Source organism: Ruegeria sp. CDSC025, from assembly GCF_059610805.1.
In genome coordinates, this window is the sequence record NZ_JBXWOJ010000023.1 from 16,033 (window position 1) to 27,722 (window position 11,690).

The 11,690-nt window shown below is 53.2% G+C and carries 10 protein-coding genes; 4 read left to right on the forward strand and 6 right to left on the reverse strand.

The features are described 5' to 3' along the window. The first annotated feature begins 70 nt into the window (after nucleotides 1–70). Nucleotides 71–826 carry an SDR family oxidoreductase gene (locus tag AC2FH8_RS20055; RefSeq protein ID WP_496690580.1) on the forward strand — a complete coding sequence of 252 codons (756 nt, stop codon included), beginning with the start codon at nucleotides 71–73 and terminating at the stop codon, nucleotides 824–826. 377 nt (nucleotides 827–1,203) lie between these two features. Here the strand turns inward: AC2FH8_RS20055 and AC2FH8_RS20060 are convergent, their stop codons facing one another. From AC2FH8_RS20060 to gntH, 3 genes are read right to left on the reverse strand one after another with little or no spacing between them, the layout of a single operon-like run. Beyond that, nucleotides 1,204–2,427 (reverse strand): HupE/UreJ family protein, encoded by a 1,224-nt coding sequence (locus AC2FH8_RS20060; protein ID WP_496690581.1) that lies wholly within the window; start codon nucleotides 2,425–2,427, stop codon nucleotides 1,204–1,206. 52 nt (nucleotides 2,428–2,479) lie between these two features. Next, nucleotides 2,480–4,234 carry a hypothetical protein gene (locus AC2FH8_RS20065; RefSeq protein WP_496690582.1) on the reverse strand — a complete coding sequence of 585 codons (1,755 nt, stop codon included), beginning with the start codon at nucleotides 4,232–4,234 and terminating at the stop codon, nucleotides 2,480–2,482. A 54-nt stretch (nucleotides 4,235–4,288) separates the two neighbouring features. Further along, complete coding sequence (gene gntH / locus AC2FH8_RS20070) at nucleotides 4,289–5,482, reverse strand: guanitoxin biosynthesis MBL fold metallo-hydrolase GntH (protein ID WP_496690583.1); 1,194 nt, start codon at nucleotides 5,480–5,482, stop codon at nucleotides 4,289–4,291. 126 nt (nucleotides 5,483–5,608) lie between these two features. Between gntH and AC2FH8_RS20075 the strand changes: the two genes are divergently transcribed. Together AC2FH8_RS20075 and AC2FH8_RS20080 are read left to right on the forward strand one after the other, a co-directional pair. Continuing rightward, nucleotides 5,609–6,178 (forward strand): TetR/AcrR family transcriptional regulator, encoded by a 570-nt coding sequence (locus tag AC2FH8_RS20075; RefSeq protein ID WP_496690584.1) that lies wholly within the window; start codon nucleotides 5,609–5,611, stop codon nucleotides 6,176–6,178. 252 nt (nucleotides 6,179–6,430) lie between these two features. Beyond that, complete coding sequence (locus AC2FH8_RS20080) at nucleotides 6,431–6,772, forward strand: SDR family oxidoreductase (RefSeq protein WP_496690585.1); 342 nt, start codon at nucleotides 6,431–6,433, stop codon at nucleotides 6,770–6,772. A gap of 292 nt (nucleotides 6,773–7,064) precedes the next feature. Here AC2FH8_RS20080 and AC2FH8_RS20085 read toward each other — a convergent pair whose 3' ends face one another. From AC2FH8_RS20085 to AC2FH8_RS20095, 3 genes are all read right to left on the reverse strand, one after another. After that, the gene (locus AC2FH8_RS20085) at nucleotides 7,065–8,243 is read right to left on the reverse strand and encodes a carbohydrate porin (protein ID WP_496690586.1); all 1,179 of its coding nucleotides are present in this window, start codon (nucleotides 8,241–8,243) and stop codon (nucleotides 7,065–7,067) included. Beyond that, nucleotides 8,240–8,944 (reverse strand): DUF3299 domain-containing protein, encoded by a 705-nt coding sequence (locus AC2FH8_RS20090; RefSeq protein WP_282027650.1) that lies wholly within the window; start codon nucleotides 8,942–8,944, stop codon nucleotides 8,240–8,242. The genes AC2FH8_RS20085 and AC2FH8_RS20090 overlap by 4 nt, the downstream gene beginning before the upstream one ends. An 86-nt stretch (nucleotides 8,945–9,030) precedes the next feature. Beyond that, on the reverse strand, nucleotides 9,031–10,581 hold the full coding sequence (locus AC2FH8_RS20095; protein ID WP_496690587.1) for an amidohydrolase family protein: 1,551 nt from the start codon (nucleotides 10,579–10,581) through the stop codon (nucleotides 9,031–9,033). Between AC2FH8_RS20095 and AC2FH8_RS20100 the strand changes: the two genes are divergently transcribed. Then, a complete protein-coding gene (locus AC2FH8_RS20100) occupies nucleotides 10,571–11,572 on the forward strand; it encodes an AraC family transcriptional regulator (protein ID WP_496690588.1) in 1,002 nt (333 codons plus the stop codon). The two genes, AC2FH8_RS20095 and AC2FH8_RS20100, sit on opposite strands and share 11 nt — an antisense overlap. Nucleotides 11,573–11,690: the final 118 nt, after the last annotated feature.

Consider the following 11,690-nt stretch of genomic DNA (forward strand, 5'->3'; position numbering starts at 1 on the left):
AAGAACCGGGTCGCGATTCACTCGCATCATTCCTTAGGTGATTGGCATGTAATTTCAAAAAGGCATGACCATGGAACTTAAAGACAAAACCATCATCATTACCGGCGCGAGCAGCGGAATCGGTGCTGCAGCAGCGCTTCTGTTTGCCTCGGAAGGGGCGAATGTTGTGTTAGGTGCCCGCAGGGAAGCTCAGCTAAACACACTCGTCGGGCAGATTACCCAAAGCAACGGGCGCGCCGTTTACCTTGCGGGCGACGTGACGGACGAAACATATTCCAGGGATCTTGTTGATCTGGCGAAACGGCAGTTTGGCGGCCTTGATGGCGCATTTAACAATGCGGGCATTATGGGCGAGATGGGTCCAATTCACGAAATGGAGTCCGGCAACTGGCAGTCGGTTCTTGCTACAAACCTCAACAGTGCATTTTTTGCGGCCAAAGCGCAGATTCCGGCAATGGAGGAACGCGGTGGCGGGTCTATTGTATTCACCGGAACTTTTGTTGGTGTCAGCAATGGGGGAATGCCCGGCATGGGGGCTTATGCCGCATCAAAGGCTGGACTGATTGGGCTCGTACAGTCTTTGGCATCTGATCATGCGGCCAAGAGGGTCCGTATCAACACTATTTTGCCGGGTGGTACTAAAACTGACATGGCCGGCGATGATCCTGCGACGCACGACTTTATTGCCAACTTGCATCCCCTGAAACGCATGGCGGAGCCAAAGGAGATTGCCCAATCTGCATTGTTCCTTCTGTCAGACCGGGCAAGCTTCGTGACGGGTTCTCCGGTCGCCGTTGACGGTGGTATGGCGACCCGCCTGCTTTAGATATCTGCCGTTGGTTGCTTCGTAACCAACGGCGGTCTCCATCCAGACAAGATAGATCGCCCAAAAATCCATATCGTGGTGAACGCCATCTTTGACGACTTTCTCCAGGGTATCGTCACCGCAGACTGAATATTCGGATTGGACTTTCGCTGCTCGTCGCCTTTTTGATCAGGTAGATGGCCTTTGTTGCGCAAATCGGAGTTTGAGCGCAGTTCCCCCTTCCCCGGACAGACTTATCCTATATCTGCGGCTCAACTGAGGATGATGCCGCGCTGCCTCCGAGGTCCGCTCTGAGCCCAAATCTGTCTAATGCTGCGGAACAGCCGAGCGTCCGCTTGCTTTCTGCATTCATCTCTACATGGGCCAGTCAAATGACCTCAAGCCAGCGTGGAATAAACCTCGGCAACTCGCTGAAAGGTCCAAAAGCAGGCGATAGCCGCACATCCACCGGCTAAGCCCACTCGTAGGGACATCCACAAACTGGAGTTCACGCGCCGACACATTATTAAGGCAGGCCAGAGCGCAAGAATAATGGCGACCTGGCCAAGCTCGACGCCAAGATTGAAAGCAAGCAAGCTCTGCCAGATGTTTGGGGATGTAACCTGTAGAATCTTGTGCAACACAAAACTAAACCCAAGCCCGTGCAAGAGGCCAATCAGCGTTGTCAGAAGCACCATCGTGACCTCAGAGCGCGCGCGGTCCTTAAAACTCATAAACGCCGCTGCGGCTGCAAAAATGATAGAAAGCGCAATCCCGGTTTCGACGGCAGGGACAAACCACGCGCCCGATGGTACAAACCCGAAAAACCCCAGCGACAGCGTTACGCTATGCCCAACGGTAAAACCGGTTGCACGCAGCAATAGCGCCCTGAGTGTCTGCGCTCCAATGACCAAACACACAACAAAAAGAACATGATCCAATCCTTCGAGGATATGTCGTATACCTTCCCAGACAAAACTCAGGAATCCTCCATACCCCTCTTGCTGAACTACCAATGGTTCAGTCATCAGGCCCCGAGATCGGAATATCTGCGGTGTGTCCGATGCGTAGTCGAGAATGAGGTTGGCCGTTTGGTCCTGATCGGGCAAGCCGGGGTCCAGCACGTTGGCAATACTGTACGATTGGACCGGGCCGTCAGTGTCATAATGCAGGACGAGATCGACAATTGTGTCACCAACAAAAAGCGGTGGCGTTAAGGCCGTTTCGGTGTCCACGGCCTGTTGAGCTTCGGCCAAAGTTGCAAATCCGGGCTCATTTCCAACGCGATGTAAGCGAACGGACTTAACTGTTCCCCTTAAGCGCTGATTGTCGACCAACAGATGCAACCCGCCTTCGGCCAAATGCCCCAGCCCTTTGGGATCGCTCATGACAGCCTGCAAGTCGACAAAGTGGACCAACTGACCGTCGCTCAAGGCATTGGTCGTGAATGGTGCAGCTTTCGGCAAGGCCTCACCATCCTGGTCACCGACCTTGTCTGCAACCAGATAAGGCATGGGCGTACGGATGTAGACACGCAGACTGTCTTCGGAATGCTCGACATGCGAAATTCGAACGTTGAGGTTAAGCAAAAAATGCGCCGAGGCTGATAGCGTCAGTGACAAGAGCACTCCGACAAACAGAGCGCCTAAAGCAAAAACCTGTGATCTTAAATACTTATGCATTTGGATCGCGAGCCTCGATTACAGTTAATCCATCCAGCTTCCAATGGCCTGACTCAGGTATGACCTCCGCCAGCACCCGAAACGTAACGGCGCGCATGTGGGCATGCCCCCAATGACCGCCTTGAGCTTTCACTGTCCATTTGGCCAGAGTGCTAAATCCACCCGGTTTGAGGGTAGGGTCAACGCGCTCTAAATTCAGGTCTCTAATTTCCGTAACTGTAGCAAGACTGCCTCCTGGCGTTCGGATCACGAGACCACGTTCAACCTCTGTTGCGATGTCACTCAGAGACGCTTCCGTTACAATGTGTGCCAGCTCTGCCTTTCTTGCTGCCGGCGAAGTTTCCAGGGTCACCGTGTTCAAGTTTTCGACCATCGAGCGCAGTATATCTTCTGCAACCTGTGGCTCAGGGGGCTCAGACTTCTTCCAAGGCAAATCCGGCAAATATCCCGAGAATGCGACAGTTGCCGAAGCAGCGGCAATCATGGTTACGCAACTGGCACGCCTTACAACTTTGCCTCTGCACAGTAGGAAAAGACCAAGTGAGACAGCGCTGATAGTCCCGGTGACCAAAGCGGCTACCAGTTGCTGCCGTGTCTGCCCCTCAACTGGAATCTGAATGACAGATGTTTTTTCGTATTGGAGCAAGTGGTTCTGCCAGTGGAACTGTGGATCCGTTGGTGTCACAGCCCCAAAGAACGGCCCGGCGATATCGTTGGAAATAGTCGCGACGCGGGTAATTTCTTCGTCAAACATATCCCATGTGACGGTCACCTGATCGGGAAGGTCCGACGAAGAGAAGGAAAGGATAGCTCCAATAAACGCATTGTTCACGGACACTTCCTTTCCAGGCTCGACAACCTGAAAACCCTGCGATGTTAGTTCCAGGAGCTTTGCTGTTGCGTTTGACGGTTGTACTGATTTGCCATCAATGGTCACCGGGTTACGTGAAGCCAGGAAGGACGCCGCCTGGTTTACGATCAAAGCGCTACGCTGTGGCGAAAGTGTTTGCCCCACTTCGGTGGTTTCACCAATCCAAGGCGCCAGTTCACGCAAGCGGATCAACGTCTCATGCCGAACTTCACGAGGTTCGAAATAAAGAAATGTTGATGTCCCGTCCTGCGCTTTCCGATTCAGGCTTTCAGCAGAAAATCGGGTTTCCCAAGGGTCAGGCCAGGAAATCTTTAACTCTGCCGGCTTTGACAAGAAGCTGAAATCCGTGACCGGAACCTCTCGGTCAAAAACCTGCATCCCGATTGTCGCCAGTGGTTCGCCATCCCGCGATGGAGGCACAATAGTCAGCTCCTTGGGAACTGAGTTCTGAAACGGAAAGAACACTTCCACGAATAAAACGCGCGGATCTTTTGGCGGGCTGGGAACAATTTGACCCGAGAAGGGATCACGCTGACCTGCGAGCGGCGAGGCCCGGTCTATGCGCTTTCGGTATTCTATCTTTCTGATTTCAGCGTGTAGGGCCTGTCCGTCCCTTCCAACAATCGACAGCGCCCGACTTTCGGCTTGGGCAGAACTTTGTTCAATCTCTGGCTCACCTTCGACGAAATCGGATGACAATCCGATTGGCAGCATATCCGCAAACAACGGAATATCTTCGACATAGACCTCAAGGTCGACGTAAACCCCATCATCTTTGACATGAAGGACAGCAATATTGGGTGCGACTTCCGAACCGTTTGTCAAAACGACATCTGCTGAAACGGCCTGTGCACCCGAGGCCATCACGCTCAGCATCAGGAATAGTCGGCACAGATACCGCCAAATTAGAATTTTGTTCTCCCCTGAACGTTAATTTTCCGGCATTGGCGGTGGCGTGTAACCATCCCATTTGCCGGCTTGAACCTTTTCAGAAGGCTCTTTTTCTTTCGAACGCGGGGCATTGATGTACTCGTCGCTCACAGCTGGTGGCAACGCATAGTCGTCAACACTCGCTTCCCGAACAACGATTTGGTCCTTGGTTACGTTGATCACCTGAAGATCCCGTGCGAGCGTGAGTGGTCCATCGTAGGTCGAACGGACGCCTTCCAAAATCGCCTGATAATTTTCGGGTGAAAGAACAGAGTGATACCCCAGCGCCATGCGCGGTTCGACCGCGGACATCACTTTGCCAAAGGCCGCGGGTTCAGTGTGAACGCGCGTGGCAACATACGTAGCCTGTTTCATGTCCCAGCCAAAATAAGGGGCCAGCGCATCCGGTGGTAGAAAAGCCTCGTGAGAAGCGATGTCCGCGCCTTTGGCATATTCGACATACCATTTGTTCGGATACGTATCGCCACCAAAGACGTACTTCAGCCCATTCCATTCCAGAGAGTAGCTCACGGAACCATCAAGGCTGTGGATCGCTGGCCAGGACCGGATCGTGACATCGTTTTCCTGATAGACGATCTCGTTTTCCTGCATGTAGTCGAATTCGGTGACGTCTAGCTTTGCTCCATCGTCCGGCAGCGCGCCCGTTCGCGTGGCCAAGTCCCAGGCATAGGCTTTGGACATGCCTTCAACATAGGCTTTGGTGCCCAGTTCATCTTCCGATCCGGACGGGCCGAAGATGCGGAGCGGGGTATATCTGCCCGAAAGCCAACCCCCAACGTGGAGGCCCATGAAGTCTCCAACGTGATCAACATGTAAATGGCTGAAGAAGACCTTGTCGACCTTTGCAAAGTCCGGTCGCAGCGAAAACAGGTTTCCCGTTGCGCCAGTTCCTACATCAAACAGAAAGACGTCCCCATTCCCAAGTTCCACATAAAACGAAATAGAAACTGCGGCCTTGGTTTGGTTTGGCATCCCTGTACCCAATGCCGTGATACGCATTTCATCCGCGCCGAGGATTTCAGTGTTAGGAAAGTAAGACGCGGGATAAACACCGTTTTCGATTGCACTGGCACTCCGACCTGTCGGCAAGGCGTTTTGCGCCGTGGCTGTGCCAGCCAGTGTCATACCTAAGGCCATCAATGTGCCGGCTGCGGTTTTCATTAAGTTATTCATTGATCCCCCCCTTCAAAGCGAAGCCTCTTAAGAGAACACGAATTCGTGAACCCCTCATTCACCATAGACATCTCTACGGTAGAACCATAGACTGCTCTATGTCAAATGAAGAATGCTGCAATCTGAATGTCAGAATCTAACACTCGAAGCTCACCTAAAAACGCCGCGACCAAAGAAGACTGGATATTGCTGGCCTACAAAGTACTCAACGAGGGCGGCGTTTCCGCGATAAAGGTCGCGCCAATGGCAAAGCGACTGAACCTGACAAGCGGCAGCTTTTACTGGCATTTCAGGAACGTTCGTGAACTCTTGGATGAAGTGCTTAGATATTGGGAGCAGGAACTGACTGACAACGTGATCGCAAAAGCAACGACATTTGGCGGCCCCCCGGAAGAACGTATTCTTCTTCTCATGAAAAAGGTCATTGAAGAGGACGCCGCCTTGCCAGATCACGCCGTTTCAGTCTGGGCAAAAACCGATGAAAAAGTGCAAGAAGCGTATCAAAGAACCATCGGCAAACGCTTTCAGTTCGCCGCCTGGATGTTTGAACAGGCCGGTTTCTCGAAAGAAGAAGCGAAAGCGCGTGGAAGACTGATGGTCACTTCGCTAATGGGAGACTCTTCGACCGGTCTGAAAGCGCAAGGCGATTGGGAAAAGGTTATAGAGCGGGAACACGCAATTCTTGTCGGAAAGTAGAAGATAGAACAAGAAAGTTGCCCGGCATTGTAAGTTTGCTCGAAAAGGACTGCCAATTTTTAATTGCCCTATAGAAACAGCTCACGCAACAATGCCAGAAGCCGACGTTCAGTCTGTAACCATCAAGGTCCGCTTCGTCCGCGTCTTTCCAGTTCGGGCTTGGCGCGGTGAAGGGTCGGCTACGTACCAACCTTTTCAGAAATCTCCTTACCGCCCTATTTTGCACTCAGCCTGAATCGACCCCACAAGCTGATGGGCCAGATCAACCTTGTCCGCGTTGGACAGAGACATATCAGCGATGCTGGATCGTTCACGCTCACTGCCGGCATACTGTCACAAGAACCGATGCAGGGCTCGGTGGTGATCAGCATCGCCAATGGGGCGCTGGAATCCTTTGCCAAGGCAGCAGCACTCGAACTTGATCGCGAACTACGGGTGAACACCGTCAGCCCGGTCTTCGTCAAGGAAACGATGGAGATGATGGGCATGGATTCAAGCACGGGCTTATCGGCGGCAGACACTGCAAAGGCCTACGTCGCTGCCGTCGAAGGGAACATGAACGGTGAAACGTTGGACGCGCCTGACTATGCATAACGCTATGAGCTAATCAAACTTGCTTGGAAAAAACCTGCCGTTCAGACCGCGAGGCCGAATGGCAGATTTGTCCCGCGTCTTGCCAGTTCGTGCGCCGCGCCGCGAAAGGCGCTCCATCGCGAAACGGTCGTTCATGGATCTCGCGGCGAAGGTGCCAGGAGAGCCCAAAGCTACCGGGTGCTGCAGTCCGCGCTAACGGTGGCAACGCGCAGAAAGCGGGCTTTGCTAAGTCCTGTTGATCTCACTTAGTCGCCCTTTGGCACTGCCACTTACCTATTGCATTCACCCCGCATTAGAAAACGATCCGGGTTCTTAGACCGAACAGGGTAATCCGGTCCTGATCGGGATTTAGAAGCGGGTCGGAAATGAATTGTACCGATGGCGTGATCTGCAGTCCGGGTGCGATTGAAAAACGGTAGAATGCTTCGAGTGTGAACTGATCGCCATCTATGCCTCTTGCCTCGGCCCAGTTCAGGCCCAACCCGGCCAAATCGGTATTGCGACCGTAGTAGCCAATACCCGCAGAAACGGACCGATCATAGAGTGCTGCTGCCCCTTTTGAGGCCCCTGCCCGGAAGAACGGCATCCACTTATTGTCAATAAACCATGCTGCTGAGAACGCGGCACCGTAATCTTCTGGACGGCTACCATCGTCAGCCGCATCCGCATGCCAGAGGGTCAGATGGATATTGTCGAAGTAAATGCGATCAAAGCCAGAGGTGTAACCAAGTTCGAGTGATTTGAAGAGATTGCCGTCGCTAAACACATCAAAGTTTGGATCAGACGGGTCGGCGTTTGCGTCTGAGACGCTCGCGACAGCGTAGAGGTTCTTGCTCAGCTTTATCCCGCCCGCAATGCCAAGGCCTTGGTTGGGTGCGTTGATTGTCGGGTTGGTATTGAAAGACAGGTTTTGGAAACCACTGTATGGGCTTACCAACCCATAAATGTCCACAAAGTCCGTTACATCAATCTGGCCGACTTGCAGCGTCCACGAACCGTTCTCGGCCCTTTGGGTCCAGAACAGGTTGGTCAATAGCAAACCATTATCGTTGAAGGCTGTTCCCGTGATCGAAAGGGCTCCACCATCCAGACCAAGAAACTGTGGGGCAACATCGGTATAGTTGTGCCGGTCTTCGATCTTGAATGTCAAAGACCCCTGTTCAGTTGCCTGCCAACTCCCGTAGAAACGAGCGATGCCGCTGGCCGCTTCGCCGGTTCCCAGATCAGCGTTCGTGGTTTGGCCCAACGCCAAGTAATCAATGTTGAACCGAAACCCACCCTCAGCCAGCCGGTCTTTCCCCTGAAACCAACCCGGCGCGATGTTGCGCGGAAAATCGGAACGATATTGTGGATCGGTCAGTCCATCTCCGGGCTCAAGATCAGCTTCGACCGAAGAGGGCCCGGACAGACCTTGAGCCGACGCCGCGCCGGCAAAGACAATACTCAGTACGACAACGAGAAGTCTTATCATTCAGACGCTTTTGCCCCGCCGGTCTTGCGATTGCCCGCCGCTCGGATACGATCAGCGGCACGCTGCTTCCATTCCAGCCTGTCTGCTTCGGTTTCCAGAGTTTCGACACGTTCCGTCTCCAACTGGAATGTCGCACTCATAGGCATGAGGCCGTCCACAACCATCATATTCTGAACAGTGGGATCGATAGTCAGCGTGCCCGTCAGCCGAACGGGTTCGTGGAAATAGCTGGGCGTCCAGTCGCCATTCAACCGCACGCGAATCATTTGATTGGGTTGGGGCGGGGGCATGTGGCTACACATTCCTCGTTCTGGCACTAGATACGCCACAGATCGCCCGTCTGGATCGCTCGGGCCCGGGATGGCAAAGCCCGCGATTGTTATTGTTTGACCGTCGAATTGCGGATTTCCGTTTGTTCCTGCCTTTCTTCGCCGTTCTTTCACAAGCTCTCTTTGATCGAGCAGCCAATCGACATCAACGCCAACTCCCGCCAAGGCATCCTCGGTCTCGGTCAGAAGTTCCTGCCATTTCAGTCTTTCTTCCGCGCTGCCAGTGTCTTGCTGCAGCCTGCCACGCATCCGCACAACGAATAGGACGTCGTCGAACTGTTCGGGGCTGAGGTCCCGATAGGGATCCTCAAAGACCTGCACAGATGGGTCCGGGAGGTCTGCCCAGTCCAGCGCTGCTCCTGGCGTTGCCATGGCAGAATGACCGTAACAGACCAAACCCGCGAGCAAGACGGAACGAAACCAAAGGAACATGAATACTCTCCGGTCGAGTTTTGGGGTCAATTCAGTGTATTTTTGTATATCACACCGTCCTTCATGATCAGCCGGATCGTTTCAGGGCTTTCCGGCCTCGGATCGGCACCAAACCACTGATCACCCGTGCCAACAACCGAGAAGTCTTCTAGTGGGTTACCATCGATCAGCAGGATGTCGGCATAGGCGCCTTCTTCGATCACACCCAGTTTGCCTTCCGGATAGGGGTTCATGAAATCACCGCTAAGTGCCGCGATCTCGCCACCTACCGAAGTTAGGGTTACCATCGACGCATAGGGGCCGAAGAAATGGTTATTCAGATGTTTCTCGTAGGCGATCTGGATGTTGCACGCTTCGACCGAGCCGACGCAATCGGTTTGGAAACCGCGCGGCGCCGGGCATTCCTTCATACTTGGAATGTAGGCTTCGAAGGTCGCCGAGGCCGATTTGGCCTTCCTCAAACTGTTGGGGTTGTTTTTCACGGAAGGAACATCAAGTAGGCCTGGATCAAATGCTGTGATGTTCGTCGTGATGTACGCTCCTTTTTCTTTCATCAAAGCAGAAATCTCGCAGTCAAAGTGAAATCCGTGTTCAATGGTTCTGACCCCTGCATTCAGGGCATTGATGATCGCTTCTTTGCGGTAGGAATGTGCCATGACATAGGTGCCGTACTCGTTGGCAACCTGAACAGCGGCCTCGATCTCTTCTTTCGAACCGGCGAGCAACTGCCATGGATCGAATGCCGAAATCACCCCACCTGATTGCATGAACTTCAATTGCGTGGCACCCATGCGCAGGTTGTTGCGGCCATACATGTAAATTTCGTCAACACCGTTGACCTGTTGGGCCATATTCAGAGTCCCAAAGTTGGTCACCCCACCCGGCGGAGATGTGAAGGATGCGAAATCGGCGTGACCACCACGTGTTCCGAGAAATGCCCCGGAAGGATAAAAGCGGGGGCCGACGATCTGGCCGGCGTCAATTGCGCGCCGCAGCCCGCCGCCAGCGCCCCCGGCATCGCGAACGGTCGTGAAGCCCTGCATCAGGTACATTTCGGCCATCCGGGTCCCGTGGATGGCGAAATCCTCCCAGGTCGAGTTGGTTTCCATCTCGGCAATCGATGGCCCCATGAGCATCAGGTGCGCGTGATTCTCTATAAAGCCCGGTGTCAGAGTGCGCCCACCGCCGTCGATAACCGTCGCGCTCGGCGCATCAATGGCATCGGTTGAGACGGACTTGATCAGATTGCCCTCGACCAATACGCTGGCATTCTCGATACGCTGTTCATTCACGCCATCGAAGATATGCACGTTGGTAAACAACGTTTGGGGTTCTTCTTGATCCTGAGCCTGCGCGGATGCTGAAAAAGAAAGACCTGCAGCGACAATTACGGTCGAGCAAAGCGACATTCGTAGACCGGACATAAGTACTCCCTTCATATTCATGTTTTGCCAACTGTAGTCCGGAAAACTTTTCCTCGGTTGCCACTTTTGAATTAGCATGTTCGAATGTGTTCGTAAAAATGGCCACTGAATACAAATACTAATCATCACAAGGGTGACGAGCTTGCCTTTCAACTCCGCCTCTCAAGAGCATAGCGAGGGCTTTATTCGCCTCTCCTTAGCCGCTCCGTTTTTGCAATATCTCACCGAACGCAAGATCAATCCGCAACCAGCATTGGACCAGGTCGGATTGAAAGCCGAACTGTTGTCTGACCCATCCGTGTTCGTTCACTCAGAGCTGGTCTACGGTTTGGTGAATGCCTTCTCAGAAGTATCAGGGGATCGATACCTAGGACTGAATGTAGGGGAGGCGTTTGACCTACAAGGATGGCCGCCTTTCGCTCAAGCCTTGCAATCTACAAAAACGCTATTCGAGTTTTTCACTCGCTTTGTTGAGCTCGTACCGCAGGAGTCCAATTCTGTGCGGCACAGCCTCGTCATTGAAGCAGACAAGGCGACTTATCGTATCGAGAGGCAACAGGAACCTACTGTCCCGCCCATTCAGGTGACCGGTTTTGGTGCCGCAATCTATGTACGCCTATTGCAGACCGTCGTCGGAGATTCTTGGGATTCTTCGCGTGTGCGATGGGAAAGCAGATACATCAATGGGCTGCCTATCGACTACAAAGGGATCGAGGTTGGCCTTGGGACTGATCCCGGAATGCAAATTAGTTTTCCTGTGGGATGGTTGTTTTTGCACCATGTCTCTGAGGGCTCTGCCAAGCCCATAGCTTCACCTCAACAAGAGGAAGAAGTAACCGTGGTGGCAGCTTTGCGCTCTGTCTTACGCGACAAACTAGATGAAACCGATTTGGGACCTGAGATGGTGGCTGGAATGCTGGGAATACAACCGGAACGGTTTCTGAAAGCGCTTCAGCGACAAGGCACAACGCTACCCCGTGAAATCAAACGGCTGCGTGTCGATGTCGCCAAAGAGCACCTCAAAGAAGACCAGATGACAATTGCGGAGATTGGTCTGATGCTCGGCTATTCCGACAAGTCCCATTTCACTCGCTTTTTCCGAGGTCAAACCGGAATGACACCGACTAAGTTCCGAAGCAAGTAAATGTGGTCGAGCCAAAAGAAAACTTGGTTGGGAACGTACGACTAGGCTCCAGACTCATTGATTTACAGCCAGAATAGGACTGTAGCAGCGAGAGCGATGGCCGAGAGGAATACCTTTG

Excerpts from the sequence above, each read along its gene's own strand:
- gntH (WP_496690583.1), bottom strand. The coding sequence starts at position 5,482 with ATGAATAACTTAATGAAAACCGCAGCCGGCACATTGATGGCCTTAGGT.
- AC2FH8_RS20080 (WP_496690585.1), top strand. The coding sequence starts at position 6,431 with ATGGGCCAGATCAACCTTGTCCGCGTTGGACAGAGACATATCAGCGAT.
- AC2FH8_RS20065 (WP_496690582.1), bottom strand. The coding sequence starts at position 4,234 with ATGCTGAGCGTGATGGCCTCGGGTGCACAGGCCGTTTCAGCAGATGTC.
- AC2FH8_RS20055 (WP_496690580.1), top strand. The coding sequence starts at position 71 with ATGGAACTTAAAGACAAAACCATCATCATTACCGGCGCGAGCAGCGGA.
- AC2FH8_RS20085 (WP_496690586.1), bottom strand. The coding sequence starts at position 8,243 with ATGATAAGACTTCTCGTTGTCGTACTGAGTATTGTCTTTGCCGGCGCG.
- AC2FH8_RS20090 (WP_282027650.1), bottom strand. The coding sequence starts at position 8,944 with ATGGCAACGCCAGGAGCAGCGCTGGACTGGGCAGACCTCCCGGACCCA.
- AC2FH8_RS20075 (WP_496690584.1), top strand. The coding sequence starts at position 5,609 with ATGTCAGAATCTAACACTCGAAGCTCACCTAAAAACGCCGCGACCAAA.